Raw genomic sequence first — 17,686 nt, forward strand, 5'->3', positions numbered from 1 at the left:
CTTGGGACGGAGAACCACCCAGGTCAGCCGCGTTTCGGTGTCGCGTCACACCAGCCGCTGGCGCGGCCCGATCAGCGTGCTGTACCTGCGAAGGTTCATGCTTTCTCCACGGTGGAGCGTACGGCTTTGCCGTCTGTGGCCCGAGGGCTGGGAACGGTCGCCGCGGTGAGGTTGAGGCGGGTGTCCATGTCGAGGTTCACCTCACCGTAGGGCCGTACGTGCGACCAGAACAGCGGGGTCAGGCCGCGCCGGTCGGCGGGCGTGAGGAGGTCCGCCCACTCTGGCTCGCCGAGGACGTCCTGGAGCATGAGGGTGTTCACGTACACCAGTGCCGATTGCAGAATCCGCAGGCACAGCACGAACATCTCCTGCTCGTCGCGTCGGTTCGAGGCGATCTCCCGCCCTTGCCGTAGGCGATCACGGAGTTCGCGCCGTTGGAGGACTCCATCACGTTCAGGCCCTCCTCGATCTCCCGCTGGAGGTCCCGAAGCCTCAGGTGGCGGGCCACGTAAATCGTCTTCCGGGCACGGCCGACCTCCAGCATCGCCGCGTAGGTGGGGTGGGAGGCATTGCGGGTGAAACGGCGCAGGATTGCCTCGGTGGACGCGGTGCGGGTCCGGATCGCGGTGGCGTACTTGATCATCTGGTCGTACTGCTGGGCGATGAGTTCCCAGCGGATCGGCCGAGTCAGCACCGGGGTGAGCTGCGGGTAGGCGTCCGGTTCGCCGGCCACCGGCCGGTACGGCTTCACCTTGTTGATCCGCTTGATCCTGGGCAGCAGGTCGAAGTTGGGGCTTGAGGAGCATCCTGTCGGATTGTGCGCTAAGGCCTCGTCGTCCCTGCTGGGCGGCTGACGGAGCATCGATAGCGAAAGCCATCTGAAGTCCTTCCGCAGATAGCGCCCCATTATCTGCGGGACGGCTGACCGTGACCTGCGGGAACGGCCGCCAGGCCGTACGCGAAGCGGCCCCGTTATCTGCGGCAAGGGGAAATGCCGTGCCCACCGTTGTGCAACTGCCAGCTGGGAAGGCGCTGACCGTCCGCGCGGCGGCCGACGCCTTCCTCGACTCGCTCGGCAACCCGAACACGGTCCGCAACTACGGGATCGGGGTGGGCAAGACCGCCGAGCGGCTCGGCGAGGGCCGGCCGCTGGCGTCCGTCGCGGACGACGAGATCGGCGAGGCCCTGGAGCTGCTGTGGGGCAGTGCCGCAGTGAACACTTGGAACGCCCGGCGTGCGTCGGTGCTCTCGTGGCTGGGCTGGTGTGCTGAGCGCGGATACGACGGCCCGGCGGTCCCGGCTTGGGCGAAGCGGCTCACACCGCCGGAATCCGAAACCCCGGCCCACTCGAAGATGGCGATCGACCGGCTGATCGCGCGGCGGGAGGTGCACCTGCGGGAGAAGACGTTGTGGCGGATGCTCTGCGAGACCACTGCCCGCGCGGAGGAGATTCTGGGCGTCAACATCGAGGAGTTGGACCTCGCCGGGCGTCGGGCTCCGGTGAAGGCCAAGGGCGCTCGTCCTCGTACGCGTCGCCGGCGGCGCCCTCCGCGCGGACTTCGTGCTCGAGACGGTCTGCTGGGACGCGGGTACCGCCCGGCTGCTGCCTCGCCTCCTCAAGGGCCGTACTCGCGGCCCGGTGTTCGTCACGCACCGCAAGCCGGGGCCCGGCAAGGTCGTCAGTCCGCGCGATATATGCCCGGACACCGGGCTCGCCCGCCTCTCCTACGGGCAGGCTCGGATGCTGTTGGACGAGCGCACGACCCTGGGCGGCAAGCCGGGCACGGGTTGGGATCTGCACGAGTGACGGCATTACGGCCTGACCCACCTCGGTGAGGGCGGGGCGAGCCTGCTCATGCTGATGGCGAAGTCCCGGCACAAGAAGTCGGAGAACGTGCGGAAGTACTTCCACCCCACACCCGAGGCGATCGCCGAGGTCACGAGCCTGCTCGCGCCGGGCGATCGCCGACGCTGACCACGTTTCCGGCATCTGCGGCAGTCAAACCGACCTGGATCGACTGGACATGGCCCCTCGCTGAAGGGCCGGTTCCACCCCCGCACAGATCTGAAGCAGATATTGCGAAACTTTCGCTTCGTACCTAGGGTGAGGGCATGTGTCCAAAGCATGAGCCCGAGCAGATCACCGACCTGTCCCGGCTGAAGGCATTCACCGTCCCCCTGCGAATGCAGCTCTACCGGCTGCTGTACGCCGCGGGCACAGCGACCGCCTCTCAGCTCGCCGAGCACGTCCACGAGACGCCGTCGCTGGTCAGTTACCACTTGCGCAAGCTGGCCGAGCACGGCTTCGTGACCCAGGCGAGCGGCGAGGGTACCGACGGCCGTGAGCGGTGGTGGCAGGTGGCGTCGGAGGAGGGCTGGGGCTTTCGCGACTCGGACTTCGCGGAATCTCCTGAAGGGGCCGCTGCCGTAGGGGCAGTGACCCGGAGCGCCCTCGACACCCGCACCGCCCAGTACCGCACGTATCTGGACCAGACGGCCGCCTGGGGCAAGGCGTGGACCGACGCCGCGTTCAGCTCGGAATGGATGTTCGACCTCACTCCGGCTGAACTCGCTGAGATGGGCGACGAACTGGAGGCAGTGGCCCGGCACTGGCGGGAGCGCGGCAAGGCCGCCAAGGCGGCCGGCGACACCGAGGACCGTGAGCACGTCTCCGCCCACTTCTACGGCTTCCCCTTCCGGCCCTGACCGGGGCCCCGACTCACTGGAGCCCCGTCATGGCACCCTTAGAGATACAGACAGCCCTGCCCCAACCCGCCCGCAAACCGGCTTACTGCGACGGCAACGTGCTGCGCTGGCTCACCGCTTACACCGCTTCCCTCATCGGTGACAGCGTGTACTTCGTCGCCCTCGCCTGGTCGGCCCAGAAGGCTGCCGGTCCTACCGAAGTCGGTCTGGTCATGGCCGCCGGGGCGTTACCGCGAGCGTTGCTCATGCTCGGCGGGGGCGTGCTGGCCGACCGGATCGATCCACGCCGGGTGATTCTCGGCAGCGACGCGCTGCGCTGTCTCCTCATCCTCTCGGTGGCCGCTGTCATAGCGCTGAGTGCACCAGCCCTGTGGATCCTGGTCGCGGTGGCGCTCGTCTTCGGTGCCGTCGATGCGTTGTTCGTGCCCGCTATCGGGGCCCTTCCGGCGAGGATCACGAGTTCCGACCAGCTCGCCCGGGTCACTGGTATGCGCTCTCTGTCCATGCGCCTGAGCCAGATCGCGGGCCCGCCCATCGGCGGCCTGGCCATGGGACTCGGAGGGCCCGCGGCCGCCTTCACCGTCGCGGGCCACCTCTTCGCGCTGTCCCTGCCGCTCCTGCTGACGATACGGATGCAGCCCCTCGGGGAGCACGGCCAGCAGCAGGCGGAACCCGGCACGGCATGGAAGGACCTCCTCGACGGCCTGCGCTACATCCGCCGCCACCGCCTCATCGGGCCGCTCGTTGCCGCCGGAGCCATCTGCGAGCTCGGGCTCACCGGCACCCTCAACGTGGGCATGGTCCTCCTCAACGCCGAGCGAGGCTGGGGACCTTCCGGCTACGGCTGGATCGTCAGCAGCTTCGGCGCAGGAGCAGCGGTCAGCGCCGCCCTGCTCGCTGTCACTGGCTGGCTGCCCCGCGCCGGCCTGGTGCTGGCCGGGACGCTCCTCGTGGGCTGTACGGGAGCGGCCACCATCGCACTGGTTCCGACCCTTTGGATCGCGGTAGTTCTGGCAGCGGTCATCGGACTGAGCGCGGGTGTCTTCGGCAGTCTGGACAATGCCCTGATACAGACCGCAGCGGACCCCGCTTATCTCGGCCGCGTCACCTCTGTGGTCATGCTGACCATGGTTGGTCTCGCACCTCTCAGCTACCCGCTGGTCGGCGCCGCCATCGGCGCCTGGGGCGCCGCCCCGGTGTTCGTCGGCTGCGGCATCTTCGCCAGCCTGGGCGTGGTCATTGTCCTGGCCTCCGGGGCCGTACGGCGAGCCGAACTGCCCCGGCAGCGGCCGGGCGTGAACACCTAGTACTCCAGCCGGACTTCGGTGTATGTCCTGGTCAACGGCTTGATCGTGGGGATTTTTGCTAGATGGTGCCGGGTGAGGGGTGGTTTCGCCCGGCCTGTCCCGCGAACGAATGACCACGCCGTGTGTAGTGACTGCGACGGGGGGCAGTCATCGCATGTGATCGGTGACGTACCTGCCTCCGTGTTTGAACAAGAGCTGGAAGAAATCTTCTTGCGGATCGGACACCGCTTCCCCCGCGTCGAACCCAGGCGCCGGGTTCGGGACTACGTGCGAGGACTGCTCGGGCCAGTGGGGCGCAAGAACTCCTGGCAACTGGCCGAGTTCGCCGGGCACCCTACGCCTGACGGGCTGCAGCATCTCCTGGCGAAGAGCCGCTGGGAAGCCGGCGGGATACGCGACGACCTGCAGGGATACGTCGCCGATCACCTCGGCACCGACGACGGCATCCTGATCATTGACGGCACCGGATTCGTCAAGAAGGGCACCACCTCCGCCGGGTGCAACGGCAGTACTCCGGAACCCCCGGCCGCACCGAGAACTGCCAGATCGGTGTCTTTGCCGCCTACGTCAGCACCCGGGGCCACGCTCTCGTCGACCGCGAGCTCTACCTCCCCGAATCCTGGACCGACGCCCCCGAACGCTGCCGCACAGCCCACATCCCCGAAAACCGCCCGTTCGCGACCAAGGACGAGCTGGCCCGCACCATGGTCCTGCGCGCGCAGGCCGGCCCGCTGCCCGTCGCCTGGGTCGCGGCCGATGCCGCCTACGGACAGGACTCCCGCTTCCGACGCTTCCTGGAAGACGCCGGTTTGTCCTACGTCGTGGCCGTGCCCAAGTCCCAGCAGGTCCACGGGCCCCCGCATCGCATACCTCATCGGCCAAGCTCCCACCGAGGCATGGCAGCGGCTCTCCTGCGGCGACGGCGCCAAAGGGCCTCGGCTCTATGACTGGGCTGCCGCCCACCTGCCGGCGGTCTGGGAGTTCGACGGCGACGAGCCCACCCGGCAACGTTGGATGCTTGCCCACCGCAGCATCACCAAGCCCGACAAGCTCGCCTACTTCCTCGCATCCGCGCCCTTGGACGCCACCGTCGCCGATCTCGTTCAGGTAGGTCGCAGGGTGTCGCTGGAAAATCGGGGAGTGCTTCCAGAGCGCGAAGAACGAATGCGGCCTGGACCAGTACGAAGTCCGCCGCTACGTCGGCTGGCACCGGCACATCACCCTCGCCATGTTCGCCCACGCTTCTCGCCGTCAGCGCCGCCCAAGAGCGCCAAAAGGGGGAGCCGGTCACGACACACCCGACCTCGTGGACCTCACCCCGGCCGAGATCCGCCGTCTACTGGCAACTACCCGCCGACGTCCTGCTCGACAGGGCAACCATGCAATGAACTGGTCGAGAGGGCGCCGCCGACACCAGGCCCGGTCCCGCCGCTGTCACTACGCACGGCGTGGTCATTCGTTCGCGGGACAGGCCGGGCGAAACCACCCCTCACCCGGCACCATCTAGCAAAAATCCCCACGATCAAGCCGTTGACCAGGACATACACCGAAGTCCGGCTGGAGTACTAGGGGGTCTTCGTCTGCCGCGCCGGATACACGGCCAGGGAGAACGAGTGCCCGGCCGGGTCGGTGTAGACGCGGACGTCGCGGGGCCCGCTGTTGGTGTCCCCCGTGTCCACCGGCCGGGCCCCGAGGCCGATCGCCTCGCGCTCGGCCTCGTCCATGTCTCCCGGGTCCACCAGGATGCGCAGATGCGCCTGCTGGGAGTCCTCCGGACGCGGCCAGCTCGGCGGCGCGTAGCCGTGGTCGCGGCGGACCGCCAGGTGCACACCGGTGTTGCCGACGATCTCGACGAAGTCGGGATCGCTCCCGATCCGCGTCTCCGCGTCGAGGAGAGCCGCGTAGAAGTGTGCGAGCTCCATGGGTTCGGCGCAGTCCAGGACCAGAACGCTTGTTTTCCCGACAGTCATGCCCCATCGCTACCCCCGATGGGGCGTCACACGCCGGGAGTGCCGGTCAACCTCCGCGACGATGCAGCCAGTTGAGCGGGATCCTCTGATCGTCTCCGTGGGTTCGACCCATCGACTTCACCATATCTTCACTGGCAGCATGTGCGGATGACCCGTATGGCCAAGGGGGCCAACACCCCTGTCCCGGCTGCCCCGCTCCGCGTGGCGGTCTGCCGCCGGCACGTCTCCGGCGCACCCGTGGTGGACGCGTCCGTCCTGTTGCTCGACGCGGACGGGAAGGTACGAGGCGATCACGACCTCGTCTTCTACAACCAGCCCACCCATCCCTCGGGCACGGTCCGTCACAGGGGCGCGGTGGAGGGCGGTGGACAGATCGCCGAGTGGCTGGAGCTCGACCTCCCACGCATCGAACCCGTCGTGCAGCGCCTGGTGATCGCGGGATCGTGCGAGGGCGGTGTCTTCGGGCAGGTGCAGGACCTCTCCCTGCAGACGCTGACTCCGGACGGGGCGACGGCCGCGTTCTACGCGGTCACGGACGCCACCACGGAGACGGCGTTCGTCCTGGGGGAGTTCTACCGGCGCGACGGCGGATGGAAGTTCCGGGCCGTGGGCCAGGGATACGCGTCCGGGCTCGCCGGTCTCGCCTCGGACTTCGGGATCGCCGTGGAGGAGAACGCACCCGCGCAGCCCGCCGTCCCCCAGCCCCCACAGCCGCAGCCGCCTCAGGACGCCGTCCCGTTCCCCTTCTCCTTCGGCCCGGAGTTCCCTCCCGTCGTACGACGCGGGCGGGGCGGCGACGTCCTCACGGTCGACGCACCCGGTGGTCGCGGACCGGTCGTCGTCGAGGCCCGGTCCGAGGGCGACGGCTACTTCGCGGTCCACACGCTCGACGCGCGGAACAGGGAGGACGAACTCCTCTTCAACACCACCATGCCGGGATTCCGGGGACGGGCACTCACCCACCACCCCGGCGACCGCGCGCTGCGGCTGCGCGTCGAGGCGGACGACGACTGGACCGTGGTCGTCCAGCCCGTCTCCACGGCCAGGCACCTGAGCGACGGCATCCAGGGCACCGGGCCCGACGTGCTCGTGCACAGGGGAGCCCCCGCCGACGTGGACGCCGCGTACTTCGGGGACGAGGACGGTGACGGCTGCTTCGCCCTCTGGTGCGTCGAACCCGCCCTGAACTCCGAGGGGGACATCGGGGACCTCCTGATCAACGAGACCGGCGCGCTGCGCCACACCGTCCCGCTCCCCGACGGCCCCCTGGTGCTGCGCATCGAGGCCGACGGGCCGTGGACCCTCGGCGTCAGGCCGCTGCCGGTGTCCGACCCGGCGGCCGACCGGGCCGCGGGTGTCCGCACGGGCCGCGGCCGGGCCCTCGTCACGCTCACCAACCCGGCACCCGGACGCCCCGCCCTCCTCGACTACACGATCCAGGGCGACGGAGCCGTGTTCGGCTACACCGTCCAGATCCTCGACGAGTACGGCGACGGCGAACAGCTCCTGCGGGGCAGCCAGGACGGCCGGTGCGGCAGGACCCTCCTCTTCCGCAACGGCGAGAGCGAGGTGAGCCTCGGCGTCGAGGACGCCGCCGACTGGCGGCTCGGCCTGCATCCCGTCGAGGAGGCGCCCGTGCTCACCGGCCCGGTGCGGGGCACCGGGAGCGAGGTGTTCCGCTACGACGGCCCGCCCGCGCTGCTCGGCGTGGGCAGGACCACCGGCGACGAGGGGCCGCTCACCACCCGCACCGTCCAGGCGCACGGCAGGACCGTCATCTCCGCGGACACCTGCGGCCGGCGCCGCCCCGCCGTCGGACCGCTGTGGGTGTCGGGCGCCGGCCACTGCTACGTCCTGGTCGGAGCCGAGGACCACACCGGCTGGCACATCGAGCCGACCGGCATCCAGGACGTGCCGGTGCTCGGCACCACGGTGTCGGGCACCGGGTACGGAGTGGTGCACCACCCCGGTCCGGAGTCCGACGTCATGGTCACGCACGAGCCCCGGGGCGGGCTCGACCTGCTGGTCGTCTGGGCCCTCGACGAGCGTCTCGAACCGGTGCGCAGGGTGAGCACCGGCGCCGGCCTGCAACGGCTCCCCTCCGGTTTCCTCCAGATCAGGACCTCGGGCCGCTGGACGCTCGGCACAGGCGGCTGACAGGGGCGCGCCGTACGGGCGCACGGCGCGCCCGGGACGACGATCGGCGGACCGCGGCCTAGGGTGCGGAACATGGCAGCGAGCGCGGGTGACCGGGACACAGACTCTTCCGGTCCGGGCCCCTCCGACCCCCGTCGCTGGCGCGCCCTGGCCGTCTGCCTGGTGGCGGGCTTCATGACGCTGCTGGACGTCTCCATCGTCAACGTGGCGCTGCCGTCCATCAAGGAGGGCCTCGACACCCCTGAGTCCGACCTCCAGTGGGTGCTGTCCGGCTACGCCCTCGCCTTCGGTCTCGTTCTCATCCCGGGCGGGCGCCTCGGCGACGCCCGGGGGCGCCGCGTGGTGTTCATGTGGGGGCTGGCGCTCTTCACACTGGCCTCCGCCGCCTGCGGGGCCGCCCAGTCCAGTCTCTGGCTCGTCGTCGCCCGGCTTCTCCAGGGCGCGGCCGGCGGACTGCTCTCGCCCCAGATCTCCGCGCTCATCCAGCAGATGTTCTCCGGACGCGAGCGGGGCCGCGCCTTCGGCATGTTCGGCACCGTGGTCGGCATCTCCACCGCCGTCGGCCCGCTGCTGGGCGGTCTCCTGATCCAGGGTGCCGGGGCGCAGGAGGGGTGGCGCTGGGTCTTCTACGTCAACCTTCCGATCGGGATCGTCTGCCTCCTGCTGGCCAGACGTCTGCTGCCCGACACCCCGTCGGCGACCCGGGTCCGCCCCCGCGACCTGGACCCCGTCGGCGTCCTGCTCCTCGGGGCGGGGGTACTCGCCCTGCTGCTGCCCTTCGTCCAGGCCCAGCAGTGGCCCGGCAACGGCAAGTGGCTCCTCGTCCCGGTGGCCGTGGCCCTGCTCGGGACGTTCGTCGCCTGGGAGTCCCGCTGCTCGCGGCGGAACATCCAGCCGGTGCTGAATCTCTCGCTCTTCCGGCTCCGGTCCTTCTGGCTGGGCTGCCTGATGATCCTGCTGTACTTCGCCGGATTCACCTCGATCTTCTTCATCAGCACCCTCTACCTGCAGTCCGGGCTGCACTACAGCGCCCTGGAGGCCGGTCTGGCCATCACTCCGTTCGCCTTGGGCGCGGGCGCATCGGCGAGCATCGGCGGCCGGCTGGTCAGCCGTTTCGGGCGGCCCCTCATCGTCGTGGGGCTCACCATGGTGGCCGTCGGACTCGGGCTCACCGCGCTGGCCGCGCACCTGGTGCCGGGCAGGGGCGCAGGGCTCGCGATGGCCGCCCCGCTGCTGCTGGCCGGACTGGGCAGCGGACTCGTCATCGCACCCAACCAGACCCTCACCCTCTCCGAGGTCCCGGTGAACAACGCGGGCAGCGCGGGCGGCACCCTCCAGACCAGCCAGCGCGTCGGTTCGTCCATCGGGATCGCCGCCGTGGGCTCGGTCTTCTTCGCCCGACTGGGCGCGGGCGACTGGGCGGCGGCCTACGACCACGGGCTCCTCGTCTCCGTCGTGTTCGTCCTCGCGGGCCTGGTCGTGGCGCTCGCGGACGTCGTGGCGGGCAGGCGGGGAAGGAGAGACTCCGAGACGTCCGGCGCCACCGGCGCCGGAACCACCGACGCACACGCCCCGAGGGGAACACCATGAGCGACACCGAGGACCGGGAGCAGGACGGGAACACCTCCTACGGCCACAAGCCCTTCAAGCGCTCCCGCAGTCACTTCGCGGACCGCATCACCGCCGACGGCCGTGACGGCTGGCCCGTCGAGGCCGGCCGCTACCGCCTGGTCGTCAGCCGCGCCTGCCCCTGGGCGAGCCGCGCCCTGGTCTCACGGCGGCTGCTGGGGCTCGAGAGCGCCCTCTCCCTGGCCGTCGCCGACCCCATCCAGGACGACCGCAGCTGGCGCTTCACCCTCGACGAGGGGGGCAGGGACCCGGTGCTCGGCATCAGCCACCTCAGCGAGGCGTACGACGCACGGGAGAGCGGCTACCCGGGCGGGGTCAGCGTGCCCGCGATCGTCGACGTACCGACCCGGGCCCTGGTCACCAACGACTACCAGCGGATCACGCTCGACCTGGCCACCGAATGGACCGCCCTGCACCGGCCCGGCGCGCCCGACCTCTACCCGGAGCGGCTGCGCGACGAGATCGACTCGGTGATGGACGGGATCTACCGGGACGTCAACAACGGGGTCTACCGAGCGGGTTTCGCCGCGGGGCAGGGCGAGTACGAAGCGGCGTACGTCGATGTGTTCCGCCGCCTGGACCTGGTCTCCGAACGCCTCGCCCGGCAGCGCTACCTGGTCGGGGACACGATCACCGAGGCCGACATCCGGCTGTTCACCACACTGGTGCGCTTCGACGCCGTCTACCACGGGCACTTCAAGTGCAACCGGTCCAAGCTCTCCGAGGACCCCGTCCTGTGGGCGTACGTCCGCGACCTCCACCAGACGCCCGGCTTCGGCGACACCGTCGACTTCGACCACATCAAGCGGCACTACTACCAGGTGCACACCGGCATCAACCCGACCGGTGTCGTGCCGCTCGGCCCCGACCTGTCCGGCTGGAAGGCTCCGCACCACCGGGAGCAGTTGGGCGGCCGGCCGTTCGGCGACGGCACCCCGCCCGGCCCGGTGCCGCCGGGCGAGGAGGTCCCGGCGCGAGGGCGCCCCTGACCGGCTCACTCCGCGCGTGGCGGCGGCCCGGCGTTCGCGCTCGCCAGCGGCGAGCGGGCGAGTACGACGCAGCCGACGGCGATCAGGGCCAGCCCGGCCAGCTGGGGCAGCAGCCACCACCCGGTCCGCAGTTCCTCACCGAACAGGGTCACCCCGTAGGTGATGCTGATGAGCGCGTCCCCGAGCGTCAGCATCGGCTGCACCGCCACCAGCGATCCGGCCTGGAGGGCGTTCTGGAGGAGGAACAGCGCGCCCACCCCGGCCGCCGCCGTCGCGTACAGCTGCCACGCCGTCAGCAAGCCCGCCGCGCCGTCACTCTCCAGACGCGACATGGCGTCCTTCATCAGCGCGGCCGTCAGCGCGTACCCACAGGCCGCGGCCAGTCCCAGCAGCGCGGCCCTGGCATTGCCGGAGGTGCCGAGCGCCGCCGCGATCAGCGCCGTCTCGAAGAGCCCGGTCGCCACCAGCGCCGGGACCCAGGCCGCGCCCTGCACGTCGTCGCTCCCGCCGACCGGCGCGGCGGCTGCCATGCCGAGAGCCAGGCCGGCCGTCACGGCGGCCACCCCGGCCCAGACCGTGCGCGGTACACCGACCCGCATGACGAACCCGGCGATGACCAGGGTCGCGGGCAGCTCGATGACGAAGATCGGCTGGACCACAGCGATCGGCCCCGTGGCCAGGGCCACCGCCTGGCACACGGCCGCGACGACCACGAGCGCGATCCCGCCGAGCCACACCTTCTTCCGCAGCAGATGCCTGATCAGCGACAGGTGCATCGCCTCGCTGTCGGGCACGTCGAGCGCGGCCCGGCGCTGCAGCACCGAGGCGGTGCCGTTGCTGAGAGCGGTCAGGACCGCGAACAGGACACTGATCACCGCCCCATCATGAGGGCGGAGACCGTCCTGTCACCGATGTCGCGGACCGCGGGGTGTCGCTCGTTCCCGGCCGGCGCCGCCAAGGACCCGCGTACGCTGCGGACCATGGCCGCCACGAACGCTCCCGTGCTCTCCACCCGCGCACTGAACAGGGCGACGCTGGAGCGCCAGATGCTGCTCCGCCGCACCGCCGTGCCGGTGAAGGACGCCGTCAGCCGTCTGGTCGGCCTGCAGGCGCAGAACACCAGGCCGCCCTACTTCCAGCTCTTCTCCCGGCTGGAAGGCTTCGACCCGGCCGCCCTCTCGGCGCTGATGGAGTCCCACGAGGTGGTCAGGATCGTCACCCTGCGCTCCACGATCCACACCCACACCGCCGAGGACGCCCTCACGCTGCGCCCCCTGGTGCAGGCGGCACGCGACCGGGAGCTGAACATGTTCCGGAGCGGCCTGGCCGGCGTCGACCTGGACCGGCTGGCCTCGCTCGCCAGGGAGCTCGTCGAGGAACGGCCGCGCACCATGAAGGAGTTGCGGGAGCGCCTGCGCCTCCACTGGCCGGACGCCGATCCGCAGTCCCTCGGTGTCGCCGCCCGGTGCCGGCTGCCGCTGGTCCAGGTCACGCCACGGGGGCTCTGGGGGCGCAGCGGGCAGGTCGCGTTGACGACCGCCGAGCACTGGCTGGACAGTCCGCCGCAGCCGGCGGCCTCCCCGGACACGACCGTGCTGCGCTACCTCGGCGCCTTCGGACCCGCCTCCGTGAAGGACCTGCAGATGTGGGCCGGACTCACCCGGATGCGCGAGGTCTTCGAGCGCCTGCGGCCCGGACTCCTCACCTTCCGCGACGAGAACGGCGTGGAACTCTTCGATCTGCCCGACGCCCCGCGTCCCGACCCCGGCACCCCGGCCCCGCCGCGCTTCCTCCCGGAGTTCGACAACGTCCTGCTCGGCCACGCCGACCGCACCCGGGTGATCCCGCCCGCCTACAAGGGGCGCAACGGGGTGGGCAACCAGTCCTACGGGAGCGTCCTGGCCGACGGCTTCCTGGCCGCGCTCTGGCGCCTCGACCAGACCGCGGACGAGGCGGTCGTGACCGTGCAGGCCCTGGGGGACCTCGGAGCGGCCACCCGCGACGAGATCACCCGGGAGGCCTTCGACCTGCTCACGGTGATGGCCCCGGCGCCCGCCCACGACGTCCGGTTCGCCCCCTTCATCGACTTCGGGGGGTGAGACGTGCACGAGATGCGCGGCGCCCGCCGGCTTCACCGCCACGAAGAACGGCACGGACCGCCCGACCAGGGAACCGATCCCCAGCGCGACCGCCGGCACCAGCACGTAGGAGCCGGCGACATCGCCCAGCACGGTCGCCAGAGCCGTGCGGCGGCCGTGGGCGAGCGCCCGGCCGATCACGAACAGCACGCTCGGTCCCGGGATCACGATCACCAACAGGGACATCATCGCGAAGACGAGATACTGATCCGTGGACACCACGTCGTCGATCTCCCCGCTCGTCGGACCCTGTTACGGCAGCAGACCCGCGCGGCGTGCCGCCACCACGGCTTCCAGCCGGGTGTGCGCCCCCAACTTCCGCATAGCGGACCGCAGATAGCTCTTCACGGTCTCCGGCCGCAACCCCAGCCTTCCGGCCGCCGTCGCGTTCGTGGCGCCCGACGCGACGCACGCGATCACATCGATCTCGCGCGGCGCCAGCCGTACCCGCCCGGCGGACGCGCCCCGCTCCGGCCCCGCAGCCGACGCCAGCCGCCCGCACACCGCGAGCAGCTCGCCGCGCAGCGCCGGGTCCACGATCCTCGGGGCCAGGGCCCGCAGCTCCCGGTGCACCTCGCGGACATCCTCCCAGGTGCCCGCTCCGGTGCCCGGATCGGTGATCCGCTCCCGCGTCGACGCCAGGAGCTGCTGCACCTCGTCGCGGACGGCCAGGGCCTGCTCCACGTCCCTCGCCGCCTGGGCCGCCGCGTCGAACGCGCGGTCCCCGAGCGTGAAGGGCTCACGCAGCGCCCCGTACAGCACACCGCGCACCGTCCGGCGCACGACGACCGGCACCGCGACGACCGAGCGCAGCCCCTCCGCCGCGACAGCCGTGTCGTACTCGTGGCTGATGTGGCGCGAGGAGGGGTAGTCCGTGACCGCGCACGGCCGTGACAGGGCGATCGCCTTTCCACCGAGCCCGCTCCCCGCCGAGATGACGAGCCCGCGCAGCGCGGGGGTCTGCGCGCCGCTCAGCTCGGCGATCCGGGCATGGCGGGCGTCGGACAGCAGCCCGCCGAAGACGACCGGCAGCCCGCTCGTCCGCCGCAGGCTCAGCAGGGCCGCCCGCAGCTCGGTCGCCTCGCCCGGTTCCGGCACTCCGCTGACTCCCGCTCCGTCGGCCCTACCCCTGTTCGGGGGTGGTGAGATCTGGGTCACTGTTCACATGATGTTAAAGGACGGGTTCGCGACGAGGAGGGCACATGCCGGCAACGAGTGCGACAGAGACGTTCCGGGCCGCCCGGGACTTCCTGATCGAGCACCGTGAGGACTACACCGCGGCGTACGAGGGCTTCGCCTGGCCCCGGCCCGACCGCTTCAACTGGGCACTGGACTGGTTCGACGTCATCGCCGAGGACAACCACCGCACCGCCCTGCACATCGTGGAGGAGGACGGAGGGCGCACCGAGGTGTCCTTCGCCCGGATGGCGGCCCGCTCCGACCGGGCGGCGAACTGGCTGCGCGAGCAGGGCGTGGCCGCCGGCGACCGCATCCTGGTCATGCTCGGCAACCAGGTCGAGCTGTGGGAGACGGCGCTCGCCGCGATGAAGCTGCGTGCCGTCGTCATCCCCGCCACCCCGCTGCTGGGACCGGTGGACCTGCGCGACCGGGTCGAGCGCGGCAGGGTCCGCCATGTCCTCGTGCGGTCGGCGGACACGGCGAAGTTCGACGAGGTGCCCGGTGACTACACCCGGATCGCCGTCGGCGCCGACGTCCCGGGCTGGATCTCCTACGGCGGGGCCGACGAGGCGCCGGAGAGCTTCACGCCGGACCGCGAGACGGACGCGGACGAGCCCCTGATGCTCTACTTCACCTCGGGCACGACGGCCAGCCCGAAGCTCGTCGAGCACACCCATGTCTCCTACCCCGTGGGTCACTTGTCGACGATGTACTGGATCGGCCTCAAGCCGGGCGACGTCCATCTGAACATCTCCTCACCCGGCTGGGCGAAGCACGCCTGGTCGAACCTCTTCGCGCCGTGGAGCGCCGAGGCCACCGTCTTCATCTACAACTACACCCGGTTCGACGCCGCCCGGCTGATGGCGGAGATGGACCGCTCGGCGGTCACCAGCTTCTGCGCTCCGCCGACGGTCTGGCGGATGCTCATCCAGGCCGACCTCACGCGGCTCAAGGTGGTGCCGCGCGAGGTCGTCGCGGCCGGTGAGCCGCTCAACCCCGAGGTCATCGAGAGCGTGCGGCGCGCCTGGGGAGTCACCATCCGTGACGGCTTCGGCCAGACGGAGACCGCGGTGCAGGTGGCCAACACGCCCGGGCAGCTGCTCAAGGCGGGGTCCATGGGGCGGCCCAGCCCCGGATTCAGGGTCGAGCTGCTGGACCCGGTCACCGGCGAGCCGGGCGCGGTGGAGGGCGAGATCTCCCTCGACCTGTCCACCCCGCCGGTCGGTCTGATGACCGGCTACCACGGCGACCCGGAGCGCACGGCCGAGGCCATGGCGGGCGGCTACTACCGCACGGGTGACATCGGCGCCCGGGACGAGGACGGCTACATCACCTACGTGGGCAGGGCCGACGACGTGTTCAAGGCCTCCGACTACAAGATCTCGCCGTTCGAGCTGGAGAGCGCCCTGCTGGAGCACGAGGCCGTCGCGGAGGCCGCGGTGGTGCCCGCCCCCGACCCGGTGCGGCTCTCCGTGCCGAAGGCGTACGTCGTGCTCGCCGAGGGCTGGGAGCCCGGGCCCGGCACGGCCGAGGTGCTCTTCGCGCACTCCAGGTCGGTCCTCGCGCCGTACAAGCGCATCCGCCGGCTGGAGTTCGCCGAACTGCCCAAGACCGTCTCGGGGAAGATCCGCAGGATCGAGCTGCGCGAACGCACGGCGCGGGGGACCGGCACCGAGTTCGACGAGGGGGACCTGCGATGAGTGACCTCTCCTACGCGCACGGCACGAGCACCACCCCACTCCTCGGCGACACCATCGGACGCAACCTGGACCGGGCGGTCGAGGCGTACGGGGAGCGTGAGGCGCTGGTCGACGTGGTGTCCGGACGCCGGTGGACGTACGCCGAATTCGGTGCCGACGTCGAGGAGCTGGCCCGCGGTCTGATGGCGTCCGGGGTGGCCAAGGGCGACCGGGTCGGCATCTGGGCGGTCAACTGCCCCGAGTGGGTCCTCGTCCAGTACGCCACGGCCCGTATCGGCGCCGTCATGGTCAACATCAACCCGGCCTACCGCGCGCACGAGTTGGAATACGTGCTGAAGCAGGCGGGGATCTCCGTCCTGGTCGCCTCGCTCGCCCACCGCACCACCGACTACCGCGCACTCGTCGGACAGGTCCGTGCCGACTGTCCCGGCCTGCGGTCCGTCCACTACATCGGCGACCCGTCCTGGGACGAGCTGACCGCCGCCTCGGGGAAGGTGACGGCAGAACAACTGGCCTCACGTGAGGCGGAGTTGTCGTGCGACGACGCGATCAACATCCAGTACACCTCCGGGACCACCGGATTCCCCAAGGGGGCCACGCTCTCCCACCACAGCATCCTCAACAACGGATACTTCGTGGGGGAGCTGGTCGCCTACACCGAACAGGACCGGGTCTGTCTGCCCGTGCCGTTCTACCACTGCTTCGGCATGGTCATGGGAAACCTCGGCATCACCTCGCACGGCGCCTGCATCGTGATCCCCGCGCCGGCCTTCGAGCCCGCCGCGGTGCTGGCGGCCGTCCAGCAGGAGCGCTGCACCTCGCTCTACGGCGTACCCACCATGTTCATCGCGGAGCTCGACCTCCCCGGCTTCGCCTCGTACGACCTCTCCTCCCTGCGCACCGGGATCATGGCGGGATCGCCCTGCCCGGTCGAGGTGATGAAGCGGGTCGTCTCCCGGATGCACATGGACGAGGTGTCCATCTGCTACGGGATGACGGAGACCTCGCCGGTCTCCACCCAGACCCGCCGGGACGACGACCTGGAGCGCCGCACGGGCACGGTCGGCCGGGTGATGCCGCACATCGAGGTGAAGGTGGTCGATCCGGTGACGGGCGTGACCCTGCCGCGCGGCGAGTCCGGTGAACTGTGCACCCGGGGCTACAGCGTGATGCTCGGCTACTGGGATCAGCCTGAGCGCACCGCCGAAGCCGTCGACGCGGGACGGTGGATGCACACGGGGGACCTCGCGGTGATGCGGGAGGACGGGTACGTCCAGATCGTCGGCCGGATCAAGGACGTGATCATCCGCGGTGGTGAGAACGTCTATCCGCGCGAGGTCGAGGAGTTCCTCCACGGTCACCCCAAGATCGCGGACGTCCAGGTGGTGGGGGTGCCGGACGACCGCTACGGCGAGGAGGTCCTGGCCTGCGTCATCCCCTGCGATCCCGCCGACCCGCCGACGCTCGACGAGGTGAAGGAGTACTGCCGTGAGCGGCTTGCGCACTACAAGGTCCCGCGCGCGCTGCGGATCCTCGACGCGTTCCCGATGACCGTCAGCGGCAAGGTCCGGAAGGTCGAACTGCGGGAGGGGTACGGCGCGTAGCCCGCGCCGGGGGCCGGGGGATCAGGCGGCTTCGATGATGCCGGAGCCTATGCCCTGGGTCGCGGCGGCCCACTCGATCAGCAGTACCTCGTACTCCGCGGCTTCCACCGGGGTCCAGTCCTGACCTGCCCGCGAGTCGACCAGGGCGCGGATCGCGTCGTTGGCCTCGACGGCGGACGGGTGGGCGGGCTGGGCCAGATACACAGGGGTGGAATGGGTGGAAAGCCGGGGAGTTAAGACCATGCCTTCACTCTACGTCCTCATTCTGACAACAGGTCGAACATATGCGGCCGGCAGAGCGCAGGTG

At 70.6% G+C, this 17,686-nt stretch carries 14 protein-coding genes and 3 pseudogenes; 10 read left to right on the forward strand and 7 right to left on the reverse strand.

Annotated elements, in window-relative coordinates:
• Positions 1-95 precede the first annotated feature (95 nt).
• Together B9S57_RS35170 and B9S57_RS35175 are read right to left on the reverse strand one after the other, a co-directional pair.
• Entirely contained in the window at positions 96-365 is a 270-nt protein-coding gene (locus B9S57_RS35170; protein ID WP_258036225.1) for a transposase, read from the reverse strand.
• Positions 317-862 carry a transposase gene (locus B9S57_RS35175; protein WP_258036226.1) on the reverse strand — a complete coding sequence of 182 codons (546 nt, stop codon included), beginning with the start codon at positions 860-862 and terminating at the stop codon, positions 317-319. Before B9S57_RS35175 ends, B9S57_RS35170 begins: the two co-directional genes overlap by 49 nt.
• A 134-nt stretch (positions 863-996) precedes the next feature.
• Here B9S57_RS35175 and B9S57_RS05225 point away from each other — a divergent pair.
• The 4 genes and pseudogenes from B9S57_RS05225 to B9S57_RS35180 all read left to right on the forward strand — a co-directional run bounded on the left by B9S57_RS05225 (position 997) and on the right by B9S57_RS35180 (position 4,960).
• A pseudogene (locus B9S57_RS05225) lies at positions 997-1,975 on the forward strand (site-specific integrase).
• A gap of 137 nt (positions 1,976-2,112) precedes the next feature.
• Entirely contained in the window at positions 2,113-2,706 is a 594-nt protein-coding gene (locus B9S57_RS05230; RefSeq protein ID WP_103514338.1) for a winged helix-turn-helix domain-containing protein, read from the forward strand.
• 29 nt (positions 2,707-2,735) lie between these two features.
• Complete coding sequence (locus B9S57_RS05235) at positions 2,736-4,013, forward strand: MFS transporter (protein ID WP_103514339.1); 1,278 nt, start codon at positions 2,736-2,738, stop codon at positions 4,011-4,013.
• Between the two features lie 288 nt (positions 4,014-4,301).
• Positions 4,302-4,960, forward strand: a pseudogene (locus tag B9S57_RS35180) (IS701 family transposase).
• 618 nt (positions 4,961-5,578) lie between these two features.
• Here B9S57_RS35180 and B9S57_RS05245 read toward each other — a convergent pair.
• Complete coding sequence (locus B9S57_RS05245) at positions 5,579-5,983, reverse strand: VOC family protein (RefSeq protein ID WP_103514340.1); 405 nt, start codon at positions 5,981-5,983, stop codon at positions 5,579-5,581.
• Between the two features lie 147 nt (positions 5,984-6,130).
• On the opposite strand from B9S57_RS05245, the gene B9S57_RS35185 reads away from it, so the two are divergent.
• The 3 genes from B9S57_RS35185 (at position 6,131) to B9S57_RS05260 (ending at position 10,758) form a co-directional block, all read left to right on the forward strand.
• Positions 6,131-8,140, forward strand: a complete 2,010-nt coding sequence (locus tag B9S57_RS35185; RefSeq protein WP_258036227.1) for a TerD family protein — start codon at positions 6,131-6,133, stop codon at positions 8,138-8,140.
• A gap of 72 nt (positions 8,141-8,212) precedes the next feature.
• Positions 8,213-9,730 (forward strand): MFS transporter, encoded by a 1,518-nt coding sequence (locus B9S57_RS05255; protein WP_103514341.1) that lies wholly within the window; start codon positions 8,213-8,215, stop codon positions 9,728-9,730.
• A complete protein-coding gene (locus B9S57_RS05260; RefSeq protein WP_103514342.1) occupies positions 9,727-10,758 on the forward strand; it encodes a glutathione S-transferase family protein in 1,032 nt (343 codons plus the stop codon). The genes B9S57_RS05255 and B9S57_RS05260 overlap by 4 nt, the downstream gene beginning before the upstream one ends.
• Before the next feature lie 5 nt (positions 10,759-10,763).
• Here B9S57_RS05260 and B9S57_RS05265 read toward each other — a convergent pair whose 3' ends face one another.
• Positions 10,764-11,633 carry a DMT family transporter gene (locus B9S57_RS05265; protein ID WP_103514343.1) on the reverse strand — a complete coding sequence of 290 codons (870 nt, stop codon included), beginning with the start codon at positions 11,631-11,633 and terminating at the stop codon, positions 10,764-10,766.
• A gap of 105 nt (positions 11,634-11,738) precedes the next feature.
• Here B9S57_RS05265 and B9S57_RS05270 point away from each other — a divergent pair, with 105 nt between their 5' ends.
• Entirely contained in the window at positions 11,739-12,857 is a 1,119-nt protein-coding gene (locus B9S57_RS05270; protein WP_103514344.1) for a winged helix DNA-binding domain-containing protein, read from the forward strand.
• Here the strand turns inward: B9S57_RS05270 and B9S57_RS05275 are convergent.
• Together B9S57_RS05275 and B9S57_RS05280 are read right to left on the reverse strand one after the other, a co-directional pair.
• Positions 12,858-13,118 (reverse strand): annotated as a pseudogene (locus B9S57_RS05275) (LysE family translocator); the annotation flags it as partial.
• A 30-nt stretch (positions 13,119-13,148) separates the two neighbouring features.
• On the reverse strand, positions 13,149-13,994 hold the full coding sequence (locus B9S57_RS05280; RefSeq protein WP_103514345.1) for a response regulator transcription factor: 846 nt from the start codon (positions 13,992-13,994) through the stop codon (positions 13,149-13,151).
• 104 nt (positions 13,995-14,098) lie between these two features.
• On the opposite strand from B9S57_RS05280, the gene B9S57_RS05285 reads away from it, so the two are divergent.
• Positions 14,099-15,775, forward strand: a complete 1,677-nt coding sequence (locus tag B9S57_RS05285) for an AMP-binding protein (protein ID WP_103514346.1) — start codon at positions 14,099-14,101, stop codon at positions 15,773-15,775.
• Positions 15,772-17,379 (forward strand): AMP-binding protein, encoded by a 1,608-nt coding sequence (locus B9S57_RS05290; protein ID WP_103514347.1) that lies wholly within the window; start codon positions 15,772-15,774, stop codon positions 17,377-17,379. The genes B9S57_RS05285 and B9S57_RS05290 overlap by 4 nt, the downstream gene beginning before the upstream one ends.
• A gap of 21 nt (positions 17,380-17,400) precedes the next feature.
• On the opposite strand, the gene B9S57_RS05295 is transcribed toward B9S57_RS05290, so the two are convergent.
• Complete coding sequence (locus B9S57_RS05295) at positions 17,401-17,622, reverse strand: hypothetical protein (RefSeq protein ID WP_103514348.1); 222 nt, start codon at positions 17,620-17,622, stop codon at positions 17,401-17,403.
• Positions 17,623-17,686: the final 64 nt, after the last annotated feature.

The sequence above is a fragment of the Streptomyces sp. SM10 genome (assembly GCF_002910915.1).
GTDB lineage: Bacteria > Actinomycetota > Actinomycetes > Streptomycetales > Streptomycetaceae > Streptomyces.

What these genes read in the sequence shown, in the direction of transcription:
- B9S57_RS35170 (WP_258036225.1), bottom strand. Translation starts at nt 365, where the DNA reads ATGTTCGTGCTGTGCCTGCGGATTCTGCAATCGGCACTGGTGTACGTG.
- B9S57_RS35175 (WP_258036226.1), bottom strand. Translation starts at nt 862, where the DNA reads ATGCTCCGTCAGCCGCCCAGCAGGGACGACGAGGCCTTAGCGCACAAT.
- B9S57_RS05230 (WP_103514338.1), top strand. Translation starts at nt 2,113, where the DNA reads ATGTGTCCAAAGCATGAGCCCGAGCAGATCACCGACCTGTCCCGGCTG.
- B9S57_RS05235 (WP_103514339.1), top strand. Translation starts at nt 2,736, where the DNA reads ATGGCACCCTTAGAGATACAGACAGCCCTGCCCCAACCCGCCCGCAAA.
- B9S57_RS05245 (WP_103514340.1), bottom strand. Translation starts at nt 5,983, where the DNA reads ATGACTGTCGGGAAAACAAGCGTTCTGGTCCTGGACTGCGCCGAACCC.
- B9S57_RS35185 (WP_258036227.1), top strand. Translation starts at nt 6,131, where the DNA reads ATGACCCGTATGGCCAAGGGGGCCAACACCCCTGTCCCGGCTGCCCCG.
- B9S57_RS05255 (WP_103514341.1), top strand. Translation starts at nt 8,213, where the DNA reads ATGGCAGCGAGCGCGGGTGACCGGGACACAGACTCTTCCGGTCCGGGC.
- B9S57_RS05260 (WP_103514342.1), top strand. Translation starts at nt 9,727, where the DNA reads ATGAGCGACACCGAGGACCGGGAGCAGGACGGGAACACCTCCTACGGC.
- B9S57_RS05270 (WP_103514344.1), top strand. Translation starts at nt 11,739, where the DNA reads ATGGCCGCCACGAACGCTCCCGTGCTCTCCACCCGCGCACTGAACAGG.
- B9S57_RS05285 (WP_103514346.1), top strand. Translation starts at nt 14,099, where the DNA reads ATGCCGGCAACGAGTGCGACAGAGACGTTCCGGGCCGCCCGGGACTTC.
- B9S57_RS05290 (WP_103514347.1), top strand. Translation starts at nt 15,772, where the DNA reads ATGAGTGACCTCTCCTACGCGCACGGCACGAGCACCACCCCACTCCTC.
- B9S57_RS05295 (WP_103514348.1), bottom strand. Translation starts at nt 17,622, where the DNA reads ATGGTCTTAACTCCCCGGCTTTCCACCCATTCCACCCCTGTGTATCTG.